Raw genomic sequence first — 22,316 nt, forward strand, 5'->3', positions numbered from 1 at the left:
TCAGGCGACACCTGATCCGGATCAGTCTTCCAGCAGCTCTTCAGCCTGACCCAGGATGTTTTCCAGGGTGAAACCGAACTCTTCGAACAAGGCAGGCGCAGGCGCCGACTCGCCGTAGGTGGTCATGCCGATCACGCGACCTTCCAGGCCCACGTACTTGTACCAGTAGTCCGCGTGAGCGGCTTCGATGGCGATACGGGCGCTGACTTGCAACGGCAGAACCGCTTGCTTGTAGTCGGCGTCCTGAGCATCGAACACGCTGGTGCAAGGCATCGAGACAACGCGCACTTTGCGACCCTGTTCGGTCAGCTTGTCGTAAGCCTGAACCGCCAGGCCGACTTCGGAACCGGTGGAGATCAGGATCAGCTCAGGCTCGCCGTCGCAGTCCTTCAACACGTAACCGCCACGGGCGATGTCGGCGATTTGCAGGGCATTGCGATCCTGGTGCTGCAGGTTCTGACGCGAGAAGATCAGCGCCGAAGGGCCGTCCTTGCGTTCCAGTGCCAGCTTCCAGCACACGGCCGATTCAACGGCGTCGGCCGGGCGCCAGGTGTCGAGGTTCGGCGTGCTGCGCAGGCTGGTCAGTTGCTCGATTGGCTGGTGAGTCGGGCCGTCTTCGCCCAGACCGATGGAGTCGTGGGTGTAGACGAACACCACGCGCTTCTTCATCAGCGAAGCCATGCGTACTGCGTTGCGCGCGTATTCCATGAACATCAGGAAGGTCGCGCCGTAAGGCACCAGACCACCGTGCAGCGCCACGCCGTTCATGATCGCGCTCATGCCGAATTCGCGAACGCCGTAGTACATGTAGTTGCCGCTGGCGTCTTCAGCCGTAACACCTTTGCAACCTTTCCACAGGGTCAGGTTGGAACCGGCGAGGTCAGCGGAGCCGCCCAGCAGTTCAGGCAACAGCGGGCCGTAGGCATTCAGCGCGTTCTGGCTGGCTTTACGGCTGGCGATGGTTTCGCCCTTGGCCGCGACTTCAGCGATATAAGCCGAGGCGTTTTCAGCGAAGTCAGCCGGCAGCTCGCCGCTCAGGCGACGCACCAGTTCGTTGGCCAGTTCAGGGAATTCAGCGGAGTAAGCAGCGAAACGCTGATCCCACTCGGCTTCAGTCGCGCGACCGGCTTCCTTGGCGTCCCACTCGGCGTAGATGTCAGCTGGAATTTCGAAAGGTGCGTAGTTCCAGTTCAGTGCCTTGCGGGTCAGGGCGATTTCCGCGTCACCCAACGGGGCGCCGTGGCAGTCTTCTTTGCCTTGCTTGTTCGGCGAACCGAAACCGATGGTGGTCTTGCAGCAGATCAGGGTTGGCTGATCGCTTTTGCGCGCGGTTTCAATCGCGGTCTTGATCTCTTCCGGGTCATGACCGTCGACGTTGCGGATCACTTGCCAGTTGTAGGCTTCGAATCGCTTCGGCGTGTCGTCGGTGAACCAGCCTTCGACTTCGCCGTCGATGGAGATGCCGTTGTCATCGTAGAAAGCGATCAGCTTGCCCAGGCCCAAAGTACCGGCCAGGGAGCCGACTTCGTGGGAAATGCCTTCCATCATGCAACCATCACCCAGGAACACGTAGGTGTGATGGTCGACAATGTTGTGGCCCGGACGGTTGAACTGCGCCGCCAGGACTTTTTCTGCCAGGGCAAAACCGACGGCGTTCGCCAGGCCTTGGCCCAGTGGACCGGTGGTGGTTTCAACGCCTGGCGTGTAGCCGAATTCCGGGTGACCCGGGGTGCGGCTGTGCAGCTGGCGGAAGTTTTTCAGGTCATCGATCGACAGGTCGTAGCCGGTCAGGTGCAGCAGCGAGTAGATCAACATCGAACCGTGGCCGTTGGACAGCACGAAGCGGTCACGGTCGGCGAACGATGGATTGCTCGGGTTGTGCTTCAGGTAGTCACGCCAAAGTACTTCGGCGATATCCGCCATACCCATAGGGGCACCGGGATGGCCGCTGTTGGCTTTTTGCACGGCATCCATGCTGAGGGCACGAATGGCGTTGGCACGCTCACGACGGCTGGGCATCGCTGTTCTCCTGCGGATATTGAATCGAGAGTGAATAAAACGAATCGGAAAAAAGGCGAGCATTTTCCCTCACCGGGCCGCCTCGGGGCAATGACAGATAGTCATCTGGAGGCGTTTTTCCATGTGATAACGGCGGTTTCGACGGGTGAAACCTTTCCGCTGTCCGTTTGTTGACAGAACCTAACGTCGAGAAGTGCCATCTATCGAGCAATATCAAAACTTTTTGATATTGCTCTTGCAGTGATTTCGACCCGTCACTAGACTGCTGGCCTTATGAATTTACGCGTGCCTTCCATTCAACATGACGATTGCGACGAGCTGGCGGCCCTCTGCAAGGCCGGCGGCGACCCTCTGCGTCTGAATGTATTGCGCGCCCTGGCCAACGATTCGTTCGGTGTGCTGGAACTGGCGCAGATCTTCGGCATCGGCCAATCCGGCATGAGTCATCACCTCAAGGTCTTGGCCCAGGCCGACCTGGTGGCGACCCGCCGTGAAGGCAACGCGATTTTCTACCGTCGTGCGCTGCCCCACACCGACCTGCTGGGCGGCAAGCTGCACGCCGCCCTGCTGGAAGAAGTGGACAACCTGACCCTGCCGACTGATGTGCAGTCGCGGATTGGTCAGGTGCACGGGCAACGAGCGGCGGCCAGCCAGGACTTTTTCTCACGGGTTGCGGAGAAATTTCGCGCCCAGCAAGACTTGATCGCCGGCCTGCCGCAATACCGCGAAAGCGTGGTGGCCTTGCTCGACAAGCTGGGTTTCGGCAAAGGCGCCACGGCCATTGAAGTCGGCCCCGGTGACGGCGAATTTCTGCCGGAACTGGCGCGCCGTTTCGCTGAAGTCACTGCGCTGGACAACAGCCCGGCGATGCTCGAACTGGCGCGCCAGGTCTGCGAACGTGAAAAGCTGGCTAACGTCAGCCTGCAATTGGCCGATGCATTGAACGGTGTCAGTCTTCAGGCCGATTGCGTTGTACTGAACATGGTATTGCACCATTTCGCCGCGCCGGCCGAAGCGCTCAAGCACATGGCCGACTTGCTGCAACCGGGCGGTAGCCTGCTCGTGACAGAGTTATGTAGCCACAACCAGAGTTGGGCCAGGGAGGCCTGCGGTGATCTCTGGTTGGGGTTTGAACAGGACGATTTGGCCCGTTGGGCCACCGCTGCGGGACTCGTTCCCGGGGAAAGCCTCTATGTAGGCTTACGTAATGGTTTCCAGATCCAGGTCCGCCATTTTCAGCGACCGGCTGGCGACACTCACCATCGGTAAATTCAGGAAAACATCGAGATGAGCGAATACTCCCTCTTCACCTCCGAGTCCGTGTCTGAAGGACATCCGGACAAAATCGCCGACCAGATTTCCGATGCGGTGCTGGACGCCATCATTGCTGAAGACAAGTTCGCCCGTGTGGCGTGCGAGACTCTGGTAAAGACCGGCGTTGCAATCATCGCCGGTGAAGTGACCACGTCGGCCTGGGTCGATCTGGAAGAAATCGTGCGTAACGTCATTCTGGACATCGGCTACAACAGCTCCGATGTCGGCTTCGACGGCGCCACTTGCGGTGTGATGAACATCATCGGCAAGCAGTCCCCAGACATCAACCAGGGTGTTGACCGTGCCAAGCCTGAAGATCAGGGTGCCGGCGACCAGGGCCTGATGTTCGGCTACGCGAGCAACGAAACCGACGTGCTGATGCCAGCACCGATCACCTTCTCGCACCAGCTCGTTCAACGCCAAGCCGAAGCCCGTAAATCCGGCCTGCTGCCTTGGCTGCGCCCGGACGCCAAGTCGCAAGTGACTTGCCGTTACGAAGGCGGCAAGGTTGTCGGTATCGACGCCGTTGTTCTGTCGACCCAGCACAACCCTGAAGTGTCGTACAAAGACCTGCGCGAAGGCGTGATGGAGCTGATCGTCAAGCACGTACTGCCTGCCGAACTGCTGACCAAAGACACCCAGTTCCACATCAACCCGACTGGCCAGTTCATCATCGGTGGCCCGGTTGGCGACTGCGGCCTGACCGGTCGCAAGATCATCGTCGACAGCTACGGCGGCATGGCTCGCCATGGTGGCGGCGCGTTCTCCGGTAAAGACCCATCGAAGGTTGACCGTTCGGCCGCCTACGCCGGTCGTTATGTGGCCAAGAACATCGTGGCTGCCGGCCTGGCCGAGCGCTGCGAGATTCAGGTTTCCTACGCGATTGGTGTTGCCCAGCCTACGTCGATCTCGTTGAACACCTTCGGCACCGGCAAAATCAGCGACGACAAAATCGTCAAACTGGTTCGCGAAGTATTCGACCTGCGTCCATACGCAATCACCACCATGCTCGACCTGCTGCACCCGATGTACCAGGAAACCGCTGCGTACGGCCACTTCGGTCGCACCCCGGCGACCAAGACCGTGGGCGAAGACACCTTCACCACGTTCACCTGGGAAAAAACCGACCGCGCCGACGACCTGCGTTCGGCTGCCGGTCTGTAAGACTTCCCCGGCGGTACCCAAAGCCCTGCACGGTTCGCCGTGCGGGGCTTTTTATTGTCTTTCGCTTTGCACCGAGTCGCTGCCATCGCGAGCAGGCCCGCCCGGTCACCCCTGAAACACCAGGCAAAACACCCACCCTTCCCGCCCGAAAATATTGACTAGCCTTCCAGCATCCCACTTGAGCAAGGATGCTCACGATGCTTCTACGCCTGATGCCCGCTGTCTTCCTGACCGTGTTTTGCCTGAGCTCAAACGCTGCCGACTGCCCCGACTGGCCACCCGCACGCGCCCTGGACGAAATCACCGCCCTGCAAAAACAAATCGATTTCTGGGACGACCACTACCACCGGGGAGGACGCTCGCTGGTCGCCGATGAAATCTACGATCAGTCCCGCGCACAATTGATTGAATGGCGTGAGTGCTTTGACTTGGGTCTCGCACCCGAACCCTTGCGCACTGCCGCTGGCAAGATCGCCCACCCCATCGCCCACACCGGCCTCGACAAACTCCGCGATGGACAGACTGTGGAAAACTGGCTGCGCGGTCGCGAAGACATCTGGGTACAACCCAAAGTCGATGGCGTGGCCGTGACACTGACCTATCGCAACGGCTTGCTGCATCAGGCAATCAGCCGTGGCGATGGCATCAATGGCCAGGACTGGACGGCCTCGGCTCGCCTGATCCCCGGTATCCCCCGGCAACTCGCACAACCCGTGGACATACTGGTGCAAGGCGAACTCTATTGGCAGCTGACCGACCACATACAAGTCAAGGCCGGCAGCCAAAATGCCCGCTCCACCGTAGCCGGTCTGATGGCACGCAAGGTACTCGCGCCTGAACAAGCCGCCGGTATCGGATTGTTTGTCTGGGACTGGCCACAAGGTCCGACCCATTTGCCTGAACGAATAGCGGCTCTGGATGGGCTGGGGTTCCCAGGCACTTTGCCCTATAGCCAACCGGTCAGGACAATGGCTGATGCGCAACGCTGGCGCGATCACTGGTATCGCTCGCCGCTGCCGTTTGCCAGCGACGGTGTCGTCCTGCGCCAAAGCCTGCGCCCCTCGGCCGAACGCTGGCAGGCGAAATCACCCTTTTGGGCCGTCGCCTGGAAATACCCTTTCGCGCAGGTACTGGCCGAGGTGCGAACAGTCGACTTCAAGGTTGGGCGCACCGGACGAATCACACCGGTACTGAACCTGAAACCGGTGACGCTCGATGACCGACAGATCAAACGCGTGAGCGTCAGCTCCTTGCAGCGCTGGGAGAAACTGGACATCCGCCCCGGCGATCAGGTGTCCATCAGCCTGGCCGGACTGACCATTCCCAGACTCGACAGCGTTGTACTGCGCAGTACCGAACGGGCTGAGGTAAACGTCCCGCTGGCAGCCGACTTCCATCATTTGAGTTGCTGGCAGCCGACGCCGGGGTGTGAAAGCCAATTCCTCGCACGACTAACCTGGCTCAGCGGCAAGCAGGGGCTGGCTTTGCCCCATGTCGGCCCCGGCACCTGGGAGAAACTTTTAGAAACAGGCCGTCTGAATAGCCTTCTGGATTGGTTGACCTTCGATGCTCAAGAGCTTGCTACCATTAACGGCTTCGGCGAACGCAGCAGCGCTCGTCTTTTGAACAGTTTCAACAGTGCTCGACAGCGTCCCTTCAGTCGTTGGCTGAAAGCCTTGGGTTTACCACCGATGGGGCAGGCGCAGCTTGCCGATTCATGGCAGGCAATGGCGAACCGAAACACCGAACGATGGCAGGCTGAAGCCGGTATCGGCCCGGGACGTGCGGCGCAATTGAGCGCGTTTTTCCGCGACCCGCAGGTCCTGGCCTTGAGTGAAACATTAAGGGTTGCCGGGATTGACGGTTTCTAGAGACCTACAATCCACGGCAGCCGGGAACCCCCAGGGGCCGATGCGCTCCAACGCCCATTGCCACACCGACCCGCTTGCCTTTGCGCATGGAGCTTTTATGAAATTTCTTTCACCGCTAGCCCTGTTGACCCTCTGCAGCGTGCTGGCCGCTCCACTGATGGCGGCCGAAGAAGCGCCGGAACTGACCGGCTGCGCAGCCAAGAAACAGGGCATCATCAACCAGATCGAACTGGCCAAGTCACACGGCAACGCCGATCAGCAAGCTGGCCTGGAAACCGCCTTGAGCGAAGTCACGGCGCATTGCACCGACGCCTCGCTGAAGAAAGAACGGGAAAACAAAGTCCTCGACGCCAAGCATGAAGTCAGCAAACGTCAGGCCGACCTCGACAGCGCCATGAAAAAAGGCGACCCCGACAAGATCAACAAACGCAAAGACAAACTCGCCGAGTCCCGCAAGGAATTGCAGGACGCACTCGACGAACTGGATAAGTAGCTCGGTAGTGATCGTTCCCACGCAGAGCGTGGGGAACGATCAACTAGCCAGCGAGAATCAATGATCCCGAAACTGTTTATGGCAAGCACTGCAGGCATCTTCGACTTTCTGCACCGCCGGCCCCAGGTTGCTGGCCTTGTAAGGTTGAACCTGGCTGGCGATCACCAATTCACCGGTGGCGGCTTCAAGGTTGCGGGACATTTCCTGAAAACGAGCCTGCTGTTGCCAGACGTTGTCCTTGGCGCTGGTGTGATCTTCTTCGCGCACCTGTGGAAAATGTTTCCACGGCTCATGGGACAGCGCATCGAGTTTCACGGCGCCGTCGGCGAATTTCTGACCATCAAACGGAATGCGGCCACGCAACATGCCGCCCAGGTCTTCGCCGGTCTTGAGCATCTGCTTGAAAATCGCCTTGCGCTGACCCAGCGGCGAATTCGGATCGACACCGCCGCAAGCGGACAACGTCAGGCAGGCCAGCAATACAACAGAAAGTCTTTTAAGAGTCATGGTGGCTTCAGGTCACGGGAACGGCCGCCAGTATCCTCGCGTCATCGACAAAGACCAATAGCCCTATTATCAATACGGGTTGTTTGAGCGCATGGAGCACTCAGGCGACCGGCAAAGGAATTACTCCATGAACAGCCGTTTCAAGGCATGGCGTCACCACCTCGCGTGGACTCTTCCAATGGTGGCCGTCCTCGCCGGCTGCACCGGCGGCGATAACAACAAGCCAAAAACCCATGCACTCGCTACCTATTCCAGTGCCACCTGGGAAGCGCTGCCGGCGGTGTCCGACAGCGATCTGGTCGCCGGCTTCGGTTCGTGGCGCAGCGCGTGCACCCGGCTCAAGGCCGACCCGGTCTGGGGTGCAACCTGCACCGCCTCCGCCAACGTGCCGCAAACCGCCACCGATATTCGCGATTTCCTCAAACAGAATCTGGACGTCTATGGCCTGCGTGCCGCCAATGACAACCCCAACGGCTTGATCACCGGCTACTACGAACCGGTCTACCCCGGCAGCTTGACCCAAACCGCAGCAGCAAATATCCCGGTGTATGGCGTACCCGAAGACATGATCATTGTCTCGTTGGACAGCCTCTACCCGGAACTCAAGGGCAAGCGCCTGCGCGGTCGACTGGAAGGGCGAGTGCTCAAGCCTTATGACGATGCGGCAACTATTGAGACCAAAGGGGTCAAGGCCCCGGTGGTGGCCTGGCTGACCGATCCGATGAACCTGCAATTCCTGCAAATCCAGGGCTCGGGGCGTATTCAGCTCGATGACGGTCGCCAGCTGCGCATCGCTTACGCCGACCAGAACGGCCATCCGTACCGTCCCATCGGCCGCTGGCTGGTGGAGCAAGGCGAGCTGAAGAAAGAAGACGTGACCATGGGCGCGATCAGCCATTGGGCCAAGGCCAACCCGACGCGCATTCCCGAACTGCTCGGCAGCAACCCCAGCTATGTGTTTTTCACCCGTAACCCGGACAGTAACGAAGGACCGCGCGGCTCGTTGAATGTGCCGCTCACTGCCGGCTTTAGCGCGGCGGTGGACCGCAAGGTCATTCCGCTGGGCAGTCTGTTGTGGTTATCCACCACCAAACCGGATGGCACTGCACTGGTTCGCCCGGTGGCGGCTCAGGATACCGGCGGCGCGATTGCCGGCGAAGTACGTGCGGATCTGTTCTGGGGCACAGGCGAGGCGGCCGGGCAATTGGCCGGGGACATGAAGCAGCAGGGGCAGATCTGGATGTTGTGGCCTAAAGGTGCGGCGTTGCCACAGGTGCCTCAGGTAGCTGATGCGGCGAACACCAACCCCTGAGATGTGCATGGGCAATTAGATAGCTATCGCGAGCAGGCTCACTCCTACAATTGATCTTCAGTGATCACAAACCTTGTAGGCGTGAGCCTGCTCGCGATGAGGCCAGCAAAATCACCGACTTTTAAACAGACACCACAAAGAAACTCACAATCAACCCCATCCCCACAAACCACACCAACGACCGCAATACCGCCCAGTCCGCCAGGTAGCAAATGATGTACAGCAACCGGCTGGTGATGAACAACACCGACAGCACATTGATCGTCACCAGCTCGGCATTGCCAGCCAGGTGCGCCACGATCACCGCTGCCGCGAACGCCGGGGTCACTTCAAAACTGTTCAGTTGCGCAGCATGCGCGCGTCGAGCCAAACCATTGAGTGACTCGAGAAAGTCCCGGGGATCATGGTTGTCTCTCAGCCCATACCGACCACCGGCCTTGGCAATCGCCGTGCAGACATAAGGCAGGAAAATCGCGATCAAAATGCACCACAGCGCAACCGTCATAAAGCAGTCCTTTCTTCAGTTTGGAAATTCGGGTTTCGGTTAAAACTTCATCACCAGGATGCCGATCAGCACCAGCCCACAGGCTAAGAGCCGTGGCCGGCCGAAAGGTTCTTTCAGGTAGCGCATGCCGAACAGCACCACCAGTATTACGCTGATCTCACGCAACGCCGCCGCTTCGGCAATCGAGCCCAGCTGCATGGCCCACAGCACCAAAGCGTAACTGAACAACACGCAAAACCCGACCGCCAGCCCCAGCCGCCATTGCTCCCGCCAGAACAGCATGAACGCCGGCCGCTTGCGCACCAGCGCCAGCAACGGAAATGGCCAGGCACTCAGCAACGTGACCCAGACCAGGTAATCCAGCGGGTGTGACCAGCGCCGCAACGCCTGGCCGTCAATGAACGTGTAGCAGCCGATGCACAGACCGATCAGCGCCACCACCGGCAGCATCGACCACGGCAAACGTGCGCCGCCACCGCCCTGCCACAGCAGGCACAGCATGCCGAACGGGATCAGCAGGATTCCGAAGATCTGCTGATTCGTCAGCACTTCCCCGGCAAAGATCAGTGTCAAGGCCAGCACCACCAACGGCGACAGCCCGCGCATCAAAGGATAGACCAGCCCCAGATCACCGACCCGATAGGCCTGAATCAGCAGATAGCGATACAGCAATTCGAACGCCGCCGAGGCTAGAATCCACGGCCAGATGTCGATGGGCGGCACGTTCACAAACGGCAGCATCACGGCGACAAACAACATTGCCACGCTGTCCATGCAGGCCACCACCAACAAACGTTCGGCACTGAATTTGATCAGGGTATTCCACGCCGCATGCAACAGTGCCGCGACTAACACCAGTGCTGTTGCAAGCACGGCCTACTCCTTCATTTGTTTTTATTTCCGGCGGGACGCGCCCGGATAATTGATTCGCGATATGTCAGCAGCTGTTTATACTGCAAGCGACCACGCCGCACTCAGTTGCGCACAGACTAATTCCAAAAATTTCTGCCCATGCCCGCTCTCACCGAGAACGGTCAACGGCATGCGTATGCCTGATCAAAGCGTCAAGACTACCGACAGAGACCTTGCGCATGCCACTCGCCTTGCTTGCCCTCGCTGTTGCCGCGTTCGGCATCGGCACCACTGAATTCGTCATCATGGGCCTGCTGCCCGACGTCGCTCGCGACCTCGCCGTCAGCATTCCACACGCCGGCCTGCTGATCACCGGCTACGCCCTGGGCGTGGTGTTCGGCGCGCCGATCCTTGCGGTCGGCACGGCCAACATGCCGCGCAAGGCAACATTGCTGGGGATGACGCTGATGTTCATCCTCGGCAACGTCCTGTGTGCCCTGGCGCCGAACTACGCCACCTTGATGGCGGCTCGCGTGGTCACTGCGTTGTGCCACGGTGCGTTCTTCGGCATCGGTTCGGTGGTCGCGGCCGGTCTGGTCGCACCGAACAAACGGGCGCAAGCCATTGCGATGATGTTCACCGGCCTGACGCTGGCCAATGTGCTGGGCGTGCCCTTGGGCACCGCGCTTGGGCAGTACGCCGGCTGGCGCTCGACCTTCTGGGCGGTCTCGGTGATTGGTGTGATTGCCGCCATCGCACAATGGCTCTGGCTGCCGAAACACATCGCCATGGACAAGGCCAATCTGGCCAGCGAGTTCAAGGTGCTGGGCAAGGTCAATGTGTTGCTGGCGCTGGGCATGAGCGTGCTGGCGTCGACCAGTCTGTTCAGCGTGTTCACTTACATCGCGCCAATCCTGCAAGACATCACGGGCGTCAGCCCGCATGGCGTGACCATCATGTTGCTGTTGTTTGGCGTCGGCCTGACCGCTGGCAGCATGCTCGGCGGTCGACTGGCGGACAGTCGCTTACTGCCTTCGCTGGTGGGCATGGCGCTCGCTGTGCTGGTGGTGCTGGCGGCATTCACGCAGACCAGCCATTCGGTGATTCCTGCGGCGATCACGCTGGTGCTGTGGGGCGTTTTTGCGTTCGCCCTGTGCCCGATTCTGCAGCTGCTGATCATCGATCAGGCACACGAAGCGCCCAACCTCGGCTCGACGCTGAATCAGAGCGCGTTCAACCTCGGTAACGCAGCGGGCGCGTGGATTGGTGGGCTGGTAGTTGCCAGTGGCGCCGACCTGGCGGACTTGCCGTGGACCGGCGCGCTGGTCAGCGGTTTGACGGTGCTGACGGCGTTGTTCTTTATTTACCTGCAGCGTCGGAGTGCGGCTGCGGTGAATGTGTCCGGCTGAATAGCTGCATCGTTTCGCACACGGCTATCGCGAGCAGGCTCACGCCTACAGGGACCGCGTCCTTCCCTTTAGAAGTGAGCCTGCTCGCGATGAAGCTGACGCGGTACACCTGTCTTTACTTCTCTTCGCGTCCGCGTGAATCCGGCGCCTGATCGGCACCCTTCTTTGGCGGCCCACTCTCGCTGCGAATCTGCGCATGACTGATCAGCGCAAAGATGCAGCTGCCGCCGATGATATTCCCCGCCAGCGTCGGCCCGGCGAACACCAGCCAGAAATCCTTCCACGGCAACTCGCCGGCAAACACCAGGTACGACACCTCGGCCGAACCGACCACGATGTGAGTGAAGTCACCCAGCGCCATGAGGTAGGTGATGAGGATGATGATCCACATTTTCGCGCTCTCCATGGACGGAATCATCCAGACCATGGTGGCGATCATCCAGCCCGAAACGATGCCCTTGGCGAACATCTGGCTGGCGTGGTTTTCCATGACTTTGCGGCCGATTTCGAGGAAGGCCAGGTCGGTTTTGCTGTCGAAAATCGGCAGGTTCAGCATCACGTAGGCCACCAGCAACGTGCCGCACAGGTTGCCTCCCAGCACTACCGTCCACAGGCGCAGTAATCGGCCGAAGTTGTTCAGTGTGGGTTGGGTCATGACCGGCAACACGGCGGTCAGGGTGTTTTCGGTGAATAACTGCTGGCGGGCGAGGATCACCGCAAGAAAACCGGCGCAGTAGCCAAAACTGGCGATCACCTTGAAGTGCTCGCCGTCCGGCAGCCGCGAGTTGAGCAATCCCATGGCCATCAGCGACAGGCCCATGGTCAGGCCGGCGGCCAGCGCCGACCACCACAACGCAGCGATGCTGCGCTCGAGTTCCTGGTCACCCTGTGTCCGAATGATTTCGTGCAGTACGGCCGCACGGGGCGGCTGGTTTTTGTCGACGTCGTGCTGTTCTTCAGCCGAGAGGTTCGGGGTCTTGCCGTCTTTTGGGGTGTCCATAGCGTTCCTGAACCGGTGGCGTGTCATGTAGGTACGACACGCGCGATTCGGCGCTGTTCAGTGTTCGAATAAACGAAGCCATTTCCGCAGGAGCCGAGCTTGCTCGCGATGGCGTCATTCGCATCACCGCCGAAACCGACGTGAATCGATCGCGAGCAAGCTCGGCTCCTACAGGGCTCGCATTACTCGCTCGCCACATCATCCTGAAACTGATCTTTGACGTACTTGATCTCGGTACGCCCGTGCGGTGCAGGCAAGCCGTCTTCGCCCAGGTTGACGAACACCATCCTCTCTACTGTCAGGATGCTTTTGCGAGTGATTTTGTTGCGCACTTCGCAGGTCAGCGTGATGGAGGTGCGACCGAACTCGGTGGCGGTAATGCCCAGCTCGATGATGTCGCCCTGGCGAGAGGCGCTGACAAAATTGATTTCGGAAATGTACTTGGTGACGACGCGCTGGTTGCCCAGCTGAACGATGGCATAGATCGCCGCTTCTTCGTCGATCCAGCGCAACAGGCTGCCGCCAAACAGCGTGCCGTTGGGGTTGAGGTCTTCAGGTTTAACCCATTTGCGGGTGTGGAAATTCATAGGGGGCTCCGGGTTCGAGGCGTTTGAGCGCTAGGGTTCTGCCCCCAGCTTCAAGTTTTAAGCGACAAGCTGCAAGTAAAAGCAGATTCGCTGTTACTTGCCGCTTGTAGCTTGTCACTTGCCACTAGCCGGACAAAGAAAGCTATAATCGCCACCGATTTAGAACGGCTACTGCCGTTTTCCCGCCACCTGTCCGAGGGGCGCTGCAGCAGGTTCGACCTGTCAGGCTCGGATGGGGCGTTGCTTGGTCGTTATCGACCAGACACTAAACGCACAACGGCGCCCATTCGCATACATTACGAATGGAGGCTCATCATGAGCGCTGTTATCACGCCTGCAGATTTTAACGATTACAAAGTGGCCGACATGTCCCTGGCTGCCTGGGGCCGTCGCGAAACCATCATCGCCGAATCCGAAATGCCTGCCCTGATGGGTCTGCGCCGTAAATACGTCGGTGAGCAGCCACTCAAAGGCGCGAAAATCCTCGGCTGCATCCACATGACCATTCAGACTGCCGTGCTGATCGAAACCCTGGTTGCCCTGGGTGCCGAAGTACGTTGGTCGTCCTGCAACATTTTCTCGACTCAAGACCAGGCCGCTGCCGCTATCGCTGCTGCCGGTATCCCGGTTTTCGCCTGGAAAGGCGAGACTGAAGAAGAGTACGAGTGGTGCCTGGAGCAAACCATCCTCAAAGATGGCGCGCCTTGGGATGCCAACATGATCCTCGACGACGGCGGCGACCTGACTCAACTGCTGCACGACAAGTACCCACAGGTTCTGGACCGCGTCCACGGCGTGACCGAAGAAACCACCACCGGCGTTCACCGCCTGCTGGACATGCTGGCGAAGGGCGAGCTCAAAATCCCGGCCATCAACGTCAACGACTCGGTAACCAAGTCCAAGAACGACAACAAGTACGGCTGCCGTCACAGCCTGAACGACGCGATCAAGCGCGGTACCGACCACCTGCTGTCCGGCAAGCAAGCGCTGGTCATCGGTTACGGTGACGTGGGCAAGGGCTCCGCTCAGTCCCTGCGTCAGGAAGGCATGATCGTTAAAGTCTCCGAAGTTGACCCGATCTGCGCCATGCAAGCCTGCATGGATGGCTACGAGCTGGTTTCGCCGTTCATCGACGGCATCAACGACGGCACCGAAGCAAGCATCGACAAAGCGCTGCTGGGCAAGATCGACCTGATCGTGACCACCACCGGTAACGTCAATGTTTGCGACTCGAACATGCTCAAAGCCCTGAAGAAGCGTGCTGTTGTCTGCAACATCGGTCACTTCGACAACGAAATCGACACCGCTTTCATGCGCAAAAACTGGGCGTGGGAAGAAGTGAAGCCACAGGTTCACAAAATCCACCGCACCGGCCCGGGCGCTTTCGACGCTCAGAACGATGACTACCTGATCCTGCTGGCCGAAGGCCGTCTGGTTAACCTGGGTAACGCTACCGGTCACCCAAGCCGCATCATGGACGGTTCGTTCGCCAACCAGGTGCTGGCGCAGATCTTCCTGTTCGGCCAGAAGTACGCCGACCTGTCGCCAGCCCAGAAAGCCGAGCGCCTGACGGTTGAAGTACTGCCGAAGAAACTCGACGAAGAAGTGGCCCTGGAAATGGTCCGCGGTTTCGGCGGCGTTGTGACTCAACTGACCAAGACCCAGGCCGACTACATCGGCGTGACCGTCGAAGGTCCGTTCAAGCCGCACGCTTACCGCTACTAAGACACAGCAGCTGCGAGCTTTAAGCTTCAAGCGGCAAGCAAGGTCAAAAGCCGAACTTGCCGCGCGAAGCTCGAGAGCTCTGCCCCTATTCCAAAACAGTTTCAGGCAGCAGGCTCCAGGCACAAGAGATCAGCGCACCTCCGCTTCTCTTGCAGCTCACAGCTTGCAGCTTGTAGCTGGAGGTGCCCTCCATGTCCCAAGACCGTCGCTACAGCTTCGAGTTCTTCCCTACGAAGACCGACGCTGGGCATGAAAAGCTGCTTGCCACTGCTCGTCAGCTGGCCACGTATAACCCCGATTTCTTCTCCTGCACCTATGGCGCTGGCGGTTCGACCCGTGATCGCACCCTCAACACCGTGTTGCAGCTCGAAAGCGAAGTCAAAGTCCCTGCCGCACCGCACCTGTCTTGCGTCGGCGACAGCAAGGACGACTTGCGCGGCCTGCTGGCTCAATACAAAGCAGCCGGCATCAAGCGTATCGTTGCCCTGCGCGGTGACCTGCCTTCGGGCATGGGCATGGCCAGCGGCGAAATGCGCCACGCCAATGACCTGGTCGAATTCATTCGTGAAGAGACCGGCGATCATTTCCACATCGAAGTCGCCGCTTACCCGGAAATGCACCCGCAAGCGCGCAATTTCGAAGACGATATCGCCAACTTCGTGCGCAAGGCCAACGCTGGCGCGAACAGCGCGATCACCCAGTACTTCTTCAACGCCGACAGCTACTTCTACTTCGTCGAGCGTGTACGGGCAGCGGGCGTGAACATCCCGATCGTGCCGGGGATCATGCCGATCACCAACTACAGCAAACTGGCGCGCTTCTCTGACGCCTGTGGCGCAGAAATCCCGCGCTGGATCCGTAAACAGCTGGAAGCCTACGGCGACGACACCCAAAGCATTCAAGGCTTTGGTGAGCAAGTCATCACCGAAATGTGCGAACGCCTGCTGCAAGGTGGTGCACCGGGCCTGCACTTCTACACACTGAATCAGGCTGAAGCGAGTCTGGCGGTGTGGAACAACCTGAAGTTGCCGCGCTGAAACAGTGCAAAACCCCGAAAAGGCTCTGGCGAAATCCAGGGCCTTTTTTATGGAAGATGCCTTGCGCCAGAGCTTCTGGATCCAGTTTCTGGCTCTTTATGATTTCTCGTCGTAATCTCAAGCCATGCCCCTGATTTCGCGATGTCTGACCGTGCTGCTTTTTACTTGCCTGAGCTTCGCCGCCCGGGGCGAGAAGCTGCGCATTGTCACCGAACCGTGGGCGCCTTACGTCTACGAGGAAGACGGCAAAGCCCTGGGACTGGATTACGAAACCACCGCCATCGTCTTCAAACGCCTGGGGATCGAAGTAGACTGGCAGTTCCTGCCGTGGAAACGCTGCCTGTCGATGCTCGAAACCGGTCAGGCAGACGGCGCGCTGGACATTTTCCACAGCGATGAGCGTGACGCGACGCTGCTCTACCCCGGGGAACCGCTCTCGGAAGTCGAATTCGTGATGTTCTACGCCAATGACCGGCCCCATCCGTTTCGTACCCTCGACGACCTGAAAGGCCTGACCATCGGCACTTCACCGGGCTATCTCTATAGCAAGGATTTCAGCGACTCAACGCTGTTCATCCGCGAGCCGGCGCCGACCCATGAAGCCAACTTCGGCAAGCTGGTACGTGGACGGATTGACCTGTTAATCACTGATCGCCGGGTTGGCCAGCATTTGCTCGATGAATTGGGTATCCGCGGCAGCATCACTGAAAACCCGACCGTTATCAGCCACCAGAGCCAGTTTCTGGCAGTACGCAAAAATGCCGGCATGGACCTGCTGGTGCAGCGTTTCGGTGCCGAACTCAAGCGTTTCAAACGCGAGCCCGCCTACGCGGAGTTGAGCGCCCGTTATGGCACCGATCCTGGCCCCGATGTGAAAGCCACCACCGCCACTTCGGCCACCATAAAAACCGTTGAGCAGCAGGAAAGCGGCGCGCAGTGATTGCTCTGTTATACTCCGGCCTTCCCGCCAGGCTCACGCCCGGACGCTCGGACTTGTTCAAGGCATCTCGATCCCGCTACAGCGCAGCTTTTCAGCCCGCGCGAGCGCTCCAGACGAGCTTTCAAGGCCCAGCAGGACCGGACGGGATTGCGTTCCTCTTAAACGCCATTCGCGCCAGGCAAGACTCCCATTGGGCCAAGCCCTAACTAAAACAGGATTACTCATGTCCTTTGCTTCCCTCGGTCTCTCCGAGGCTTTAGTCCGCGCCATCGAGGCAGCGGGCTATACCGAGCCTACTCCGGTGCAACAGCGGGCCATTCCCGCCGTGTTGCAAGGTCGCGACCTGATGGTTGCGGCTCAGACAGGTACTGGTAAAACCGGTGGCTTCGCCCTTCCGATCCTGGAACGGCTGTTCCCTAACGGTCACCCGGACAAATCCCAGCGTCACGGCCCGCGCCAACCGCGCGTCCTGGTCCTGACCCCTACTCGCGAACTCGCGGCTCAAGTCCACGAGAGCTTCAAGGTCTATGCCCGTGACCTGAAGTTCGTCAGCGCCTGCATCTTCGGCGGCGTCGGCATGAACCCGCAGGTTCAGGCCATGTCCCGTGGTGTTGACGTGCTGGTGGCCTGCCCTGGCCGCCTGCTCGACCTCGCCGGCCAAGGCAGCGTCGATTTGTCCCACGTGGAAATCCTCGTGCTGGACGAAGCCGACCGCATGCTCGACATGGGCTTTGTCCATGACGTGAAGAAGGTCCTGGCCCGACTGCCGGCCAAACGGCAGAACCTGCTGTTCTCGGCGACGTTCTCCAAGGACATCACCGACCTCGCCGGCAAGCTGCTGCACAACCCGGAACGCATCGAAGTCACGCCGCCGAACACCACGGTCGAGCGTATCGAACAGCGCGTATTCCGCCTGCCAGCCAACCACAAGCGTTCGCTGCTGGCCCACCTGATCACCGCAGGCGCCTGGGAACAGGTGCTGGTGTTCACCCGCACCAAGCACGGCGCCAACCGCCTGGCCGAGTACCTGGACAAACATGGCCTCAGCGCCGTTGCGATCCACGGCAACAAGAGCCAGAACGCCCGCACCAAAGCCCTGGCCGACTTCAAGGCCGGTGAAGTGCGCATCCTGGTCGCCACCGACATCGCCGCTCGCGGCCTGGACATCGACCAGTTGCCACACGTGGTCAACTTCGAACTGCCGAACGTCGACGAAGACTACGTGCACCGTATCGGCCGTACTGGCCGTGCCGGTCGTTCGGGCGAGGCGATCTCGCTGGTCGCTCCGGACGAAGAGAAGCTGCTGAAAAGCATCGAACGCATGACCAAGCAGAAGATTGCCGACGGCAACCTGATGGGCTTCGACTCCAGCGCCGTAGAAGCCGAGAAACCTGAAGTTCGCGAGCGTCCGGATGTGCGTAACCCGCGCAACCCACGTGGCCCGCGTGGCGACGGCCCGAACGGCACCGGTGGTGGTGGCGGTCGCAAGGACAAAGGCAAGGACAAGGGCGGCAAGGAAAAACCTGCCGCCACTGGCCGTGGCGATCGCCCGGCCCGTGAACACAAGCCACGCGAAGGCACTCCGGCGCGCGAGCAACAGCGTCCGGCGCCACGCGCTGCCGCGGCTGACCGTGCTCCAGACGAGTTCCTGGACGACGATATCGATAACTTCGGTAACCGCGTTGATTACGTCCCTCAAGCCAAACCGGCTCAGGGCCGTGGTCGCCGTCCGGGTGCTCCGGCACAAGGCACGACGGCTGGTGCAGGTGCTCCGCGCACCGGCGGCAAGCCTCAGGGTCGCCAAAGCGGTCCGCGCAGCAGCGACGGCGCCACCACCGGCACGCCGCCGGCCAAGCGCAGCGGTCCACGCAGTGGCGCTCCACGTGACGGTCAGGCCCGTCGCGAAGAAGGCCGCAACCGTCGCCCGGCCCGTGACGATCAGCCGCGTTCGGAACCGGCCGTGCAAAACCCGCGCGGTCCGGCGCCGAAGATCATTCACAAGGAGTCGAAAACCGATCGTTTCCCGACTCCCGAGCAACTTGATCAACTGCCAGGCCGTCCGCGTGGCGAAAAACCAGCGTTGCTGACCCGCAATCGCTAAGTTATCGCCGCAATGAAAAATGCCCCTGATCTCACGATCCGGGGCATTTTTTTAGCCTGATGAAAAACCCTGTGAGAGCGGGCTTGCCCGCGATGGCGTCAGTCCAGCCAACACCTATGTTGCCTGATCCACCGTAATCGCGGGCAAGCCCGCTCCCACAATGTTTCGCATTGTCTGAACAGGTTTTGGTGGGCAATAAAAAACGCCCCCGACCGTGAGGTCGGGGGCGTTCTTGTGTCTGCGGCGAAAATTACTTCGCTTTCACACCTTCAAAGGTGACGTACAGATCAACCGCGTCGGACTGTGGACCCAGGTCCATCATCTTGCCGAAATCAGAACGCTTGATGCTGGTGGTGCCTTCGAAGCCGGCACGGTAGCCGCCCCATGGATCCTTGCCTTCACCCAGGAAAGTAGCCTTGACCACAACTGGTTTGGTGACACCCGCAATGGTCAGGTCGCCGGCCACGTCGGCAGTGACTTTACCGTCGGCGTTTTTGCCGGTGGTTTTAACGCTGGTGGACACGAAGGTGGCTTTAGGGAAATCAGCCACTTTCAGGAAGTCTTTGCTGGAGATGTGCTTGTCACGCTCAGCGTTGTTGGTGAAAACGCTCGCCGTGTTCACGTTGAACTCGATCTTGCTGTCTTCTGGCTTGGCAGCATCAAAGCTGAACTTGCCGTCGATGTCCTTGAAAGTACCGGTGATGTAGCTGTAACCCAGGTGGCTGATCTTGAAGTCGACGAAGGCGTGCTGGCCAGTTTTGTCGACGACGTAGTCAGCAGCCATTACGTTGGCGGACAACAGGGCAGAACCGATTGCCAGAGCGGCGAGAGTCTTTTTCAACATGTCTTGTATTCCTTGAGGGCTAAGTTGAACGTCAGGCTTTGCGACCCAGCATTCGTTTCAGGGTCACATCACGGTCGATAAAGTGGTGCTTCAATGCTGCCAACGCATGGAGACCGGAAAAAATTACCAATGCCCATGCCAGGTAGAGATGAATCGCACCTGCGTTATCTGCCTGGTCCGGTAGCCCGGAAACCAGTGCAGGCACTTCAAACCAGTCAAACACCGGAATCCCGACACCCTCTGCGGTGGAAATCAGGTAACCGGCAATCATCACAGCGAACAAACAGAGATACAGAAAAGCATGCCCGAACTTGGCGCCAAGACGCGTCATGCGGCTGTAGCTGGTCAGCGTTGGCGGCGGTGGGCTGATGAAGCGCCACACCACGCGTAACACCATGACAGCCAGCAGGATCAGACCGATGCTCTTGTGCAGGTCAGGTCCTGCCTTGCGCCAAGGGTCGTAGTAGCCGAGACCGACCATCCACAGACCCAGACCGAACAAACCGAACACTGCCAGCGCTACGCCCCAGTGCATGAAGATGCTGACCCAGCCGTAGCGAGAGGTAGAGTTTCGTAGTTGCATTGCCGAGTCCCTGTAAGTGCTGGCCCAAGACTATCGAGTTATCTATCGAATTAAAGCGGAAAATTTCGCTTTGAAATATCGAGAAATACGATCAAGAGCTTGAAATAGGCGTGTTAAGGAAAGATTAAAGACCCATGCGTAAGAAAAGATGAAGCCCAACTAAAGAACACCCTCGCCCCTGGTTTTATTCGATTCTTAGTACCGGCTTTTCTTCAGGCATAAAAAAACGCGGCATCTCTGCCGCGTTTTTTAGTCCAGACGCTTACTGCGCCTTGGTCTCCGTTGCCGGGGTTGCAGCCGGTTTGGCGGCTGGTTTTTTCGCCGGTTCGGTTTTCTTCACCGGGGCCTTGGCTGGAGCCTTTTTGGTATCGGTTTTGGCGGCAGGCTTTTTAGCCGGTGCCTTTTTGGCAGGCTCGGCTTTCACTGGTGTTGCAGGCTTCGGTGCTTCGACCGGCGCTGGCGCAACAACCGGGGCTGGATCCGGCGCCGGTGGCGTGTAAGGCGCAGGAGCCTTGACCGGCTCTGCCTTCTTGTCGTCATCCGAACCACCGAACAGGTTGCTGAAGAAGTTACCTTTCTTCGCCGCCACTGCACCGGCCGCTGCTGCCGGCACCACTTTCGCCGGTTCAAACGACTTGCCCGCCGCCAGGTCTTCTACCTGACTGGCCGCACGCTGGCCGGTGCGCAATGCGCCTTCCAGGGTGCCTGGGTACAAGGTATCGGTGTGTTCGCCAGCAAAGGCTACGCGCTGGATCGGGCGTTCCCACAGGCGCCAGTACTTGCTGATCTGGCCCGGGCCGAAGGCCAGGTAGGCGCCGCCCATCGAAGGATCGGTGCTATAGCGGCGGATTTCATAACCGGTGAACGAACCGCGCGCCTGTGGATAAAAGGCGTGCAGGCGAATCAGCACCTGATCGACCATCTGCTTGTCGCCGAACGCCTGCATCACACGAGCATTGTCGCCGGACAGGTTGATCACCACATTGGCGCCACCCTTCAACGCCGGCTCGATCCACAACATGCCGAGGCCGGTGTTGCTGAAAATCTCGCCGGACATGCGCGCCTTGGGTTCCCATACCGGCGTCTTGAACTTCAGCATGATCTGGTCGCGCCAACCGTAGTTGGTGCCTTTGATAGCGCCCATGTGCTGGGCATCCAGCGACGGGATCATCTGGATCTTGTTCAGTGCGCGCAGCGGCACCGCCAACACTACGTAGTCTGCCTGATAACCGACCGAGCCGACTTTGACGGTCACGCCGTCCTTGTCCTGGGTAATCGACGAGACCGGGGAGTTGGTCTTGATGGTTTTCAGCTGTTTAACAAACGCCTGGGCCAGCACTGTACTGCCGCCCACCAGTCGCGAAGCACGCAGGTCACGATCGGATGTGCCACGGTAAACACGGCTTTGCTGCGCGTAATACAGCAGCGACAGGCGCGAAGGTTCGTCGTAGCGGGTACGAATCTGCTGGTTGATCAGCTGACGCGCAGTGGCAGGCAGGTTCTGCTTGTCGAGCCAGTTGGATACGTTGATCTGATCCAGCGTTTGCAAAGTGCTGGTGGCGAGCGGGTTCTGCGGATCGTCAATCGAGCGCGCCAGATCATCCTGGGTTTTTTCGAAGCGCTTGAGCGCGTCGGCGGTGGCCGGTTGCTTGGTCGCCAGATCTGCCGCGGAGAAGTACTCACCGTCGATCAGATAACTTGGGGTACGCACGAATTCCGGGGCCGGCGCAGTGCTCAGCTTGAAGGTCGATACGTATTTGTTCAGCACCGGCTGGGTCTTGTCGTTGCCGATCCACTCACTGGTGGCCATGCCGGAGCGACCGCCCAGGCTCGGTTTGGCTTCCAGCAGGGTGACCTGCCAGCCTTTGTTCTGCAGCTCGTAAGCCGCCGTCAGGCCAGACAGCCCGCCGCCGATCACGATCGCGGTTTTATCCTTGGCCAGCGCAGACACGCTGAACAGCCCCAACATCACCAGCGCACAGGCGCGCAGCCAACCGACAGACATTCAGCGAACTCCGGAAATACATGAGGAAATAGCAGTTTTTACGAGTCA

The 22,316-nt window shown here is 59.5% G+C and carries 19 protein-coding genes and 1 riboswitch; of the genes, 10 read left to right on the top strand and 9 right to left on the bottom strand.

Going from position 1 to position 22,316, the window contains the following annotated elements; translation table 11 throughout:
• Positions 1-21: 21 nt before the first annotated feature.
• On the bottom strand, positions 22-2,019 hold the full coding sequence (tkt, locus tag H8F22_RS15775) for a transketolase (protein ID WP_194940436.1): 1,998 nt from the start codon (positions 2,017-2,019) through the stop codon (positions 22-24).
• A gap of 273 nt (positions 2,020-2,292) precedes the next feature.
• On the opposite strand from tkt, the gene H8F22_RS15780 reads away from it, so the two are divergent.
• From H8F22_RS15780 to H8F22_RS15795, 4 genes are all read left to right on the top strand, one after another.
• Positions 2,293-3,288, top strand: coding sequence for an ArsR/SmtB family transcription factor (locus H8F22_RS15780; protein ID WP_027926613.1), 996 nt, complete (start codon positions 2,293-2,295; stop codon positions 3,286-3,288).
• Between the two features lie 18 nt (positions 3,289-3,306).
• Positions 3,307-4,497 carry a methionine adenosyltransferase gene (metK, locus tag H8F22_RS15785; protein WP_008033298.1) on the top strand — a complete coding sequence of 397 codons (1,191 nt, stop codon included), beginning with the start codon at positions 3,307-3,309 and terminating at the stop codon, positions 4,495-4,497.
• A 197-nt stretch (positions 4,498-4,694) separates the two neighbouring features.
• Positions 4,695-6,368, top strand: a complete 1,674-nt coding sequence (gene ligB, locus H8F22_RS15790; protein ID WP_027926611.1) for an NAD-dependent DNA ligase LigB — start codon at positions 4,695-4,697, stop codon at positions 6,366-6,368.
• A gap of 97 nt (positions 6,369-6,465) precedes the next feature.
• Positions 6,466-6,861 (top strand): DUF1090 domain-containing protein, encoded by a 396-nt coding sequence (locus H8F22_RS15795; RefSeq protein WP_027926610.1) that lies wholly within the window; start codon positions 6,466-6,468, stop codon positions 6,859-6,861.
• Between the two features lie 57 nt (positions 6,862-6,918).
• Here the strand turns inward: H8F22_RS15795 and H8F22_RS15800 are convergent, their stop codons facing one another.
• Positions 6,919-7,368, bottom strand: coding sequence for a c-type cytochrome (locus H8F22_RS15800; RefSeq protein ID WP_027926609.1), 450 nt, complete (start codon positions 7,366-7,368; stop codon positions 6,919-6,921).
• Between the two features lie 127 nt (positions 7,369-7,495).
• Here H8F22_RS15800 and mltA point away from each other — a divergent pair, with 127 nt between their 5' ends.
• Positions 7,496-8,680, top strand: a complete 1,185-nt coding sequence (gene mltA, locus H8F22_RS15805) for a murein transglycosylase A (protein ID WP_194940437.1) — start codon at positions 7,496-7,498, stop codon at positions 8,678-8,680.
• Positions 8,681-8,801: 121 nt separating this feature from the next.
• Here the strand turns inward: mltA and H8F22_RS15810 are convergent, their stop codons facing one another.
• Both H8F22_RS15810 and H8F22_RS15815 read right to left on the bottom strand, forming a co-directional pair.
• Positions 8,802-9,185, bottom strand: a complete 384-nt coding sequence (locus H8F22_RS15810; protein WP_027926607.1) for an MAPEG family protein — start codon at positions 9,183-9,185, stop codon at positions 8,802-8,804.
• 39 nt (positions 9,186-9,224) lie between these two features.
• Positions 9,225-10,058, bottom strand: a complete 834-nt coding sequence (locus H8F22_RS15815) for an EamA family transporter (protein ID WP_027926606.1) — start codon at positions 10,056-10,058, stop codon at positions 9,225-9,227.
• A gap of 218 nt (positions 10,059-10,276) precedes the next feature.
• Here H8F22_RS15815 and H8F22_RS15820 point away from each other — a divergent pair, with 218 nt between their 5' ends.
• Entirely contained in the window at positions 10,277-11,446 is a 1,170-nt protein-coding gene (locus H8F22_RS15820; RefSeq protein WP_194940438.1) for an MFS transporter, read from the top strand.
• Positions 11,447-11,561: 115 nt separating this feature from the next.
• Here H8F22_RS15820 and H8F22_RS15825 read toward each other — a convergent pair whose 3' ends face one another.
• Positions 11,562-12,446 (bottom strand): formate/nitrite transporter family protein, encoded by an 885-nt coding sequence (locus tag H8F22_RS15825; protein ID WP_027926604.1) that lies wholly within the window; start codon positions 12,444-12,446, stop codon positions 11,562-11,564.
• A 182-nt stretch (positions 12,447-12,628) separates the two neighbouring features.
• Positions 12,629-13,033, bottom strand: a complete 405-nt coding sequence (locus H8F22_RS15830) for an acyl-CoA thioesterase (protein WP_027926603.1) — start codon at positions 13,031-13,033, stop codon at positions 12,629-12,631.
• A gap of 189 nt (positions 13,034-13,222) precedes the next feature.
• A riboswitch (S-adenosyl-L-homocysteine riboswitch) is annotated at positions 13,223-13,325 on the top strand.
• 23 nt (positions 13,326-13,348) lie between these two features.
• Here H8F22_RS15830 and ahcY point away from each other — a divergent pair.
• The 4 genes from ahcY to H8F22_RS15850 all read left to right on the top strand — a co-directional run bounded on the left by ahcY (position 13,349) and on the right by H8F22_RS15850 (position 18,836).
• Entirely contained in the window at positions 13,349-14,758 is a 1,410-nt protein-coding gene (ahcY, locus tag H8F22_RS15835) for an adenosylhomocysteinase (RefSeq protein ID WP_027926602.1), read from the top strand.
• A gap of 191 nt (positions 14,759-14,949) precedes the next feature.
• Complete coding sequence (metF, locus tag H8F22_RS15840) at positions 14,950-15,795, top strand: methylenetetrahydrofolate reductase [NAD(P)H] (RefSeq protein WP_027926601.1); 846 nt, start codon at positions 14,950-14,952, stop codon at positions 15,793-15,795.
• Positions 15,796-15,919: 124 nt separating this feature from the next.
• A complete protein-coding gene (locus H8F22_RS15845) occupies positions 15,920-16,735 on the top strand; it encodes a substrate-binding periplasmic protein (protein ID WP_027926600.1) in 816 nt (271 codons plus the stop codon).
• Positions 16,736-16,958: 223 nt separating this feature from the next.
• Positions 16,959-18,836 (top strand): DEAD/DEAH box helicase, encoded by a 1,878-nt coding sequence (locus H8F22_RS15850; RefSeq protein ID WP_027926599.1) that lies wholly within the window; start codon positions 16,959-16,961, stop codon positions 18,834-18,836.
• 250 nt (positions 18,837-19,086) lie between these two features.
• Here H8F22_RS15850 and H8F22_RS15855 read toward each other — a convergent pair whose 3' ends face one another.
• From H8F22_RS15855 to H8F22_RS15865, 3 genes are all read right to left on the bottom strand, one after another.
• On the bottom strand, positions 19,087-19,680 hold the full coding sequence (locus H8F22_RS15855; RefSeq protein WP_027926598.1) for a YceI family protein: 594 nt from the start codon (positions 19,678-19,680) through the stop codon (positions 19,087-19,089).
• A gap of 31 nt (positions 19,681-19,711) precedes the next feature.
• Positions 19,712-20,263, bottom strand: coding sequence for a cytochrome b (locus H8F22_RS15860; RefSeq protein ID WP_027926597.1), 552 nt, complete (start codon positions 20,261-20,263; stop codon positions 19,712-19,714).
• 262 nt (positions 20,264-20,525) lie between these two features.
• On the bottom strand, positions 20,526-22,268 hold the full coding sequence (locus H8F22_RS15865) for a flavin monoamine oxidase family protein (protein ID WP_027926596.1): 1,743 nt from the start codon (positions 22,266-22,268) through the stop codon (positions 20,526-20,528).
• Positions 22,269-22,316 lie beyond the last annotated feature (48 nt).

This window comes from Pseudomonas mucoides, from assembly GCF_015461845.1.
GTDB classification, from domain to species: Bacteria; Pseudomonadota; Gammaproteobacteria; order Pseudomonadales; family Pseudomonadaceae; genus Aquipseudomonas; species Aquipseudomonas mucoides.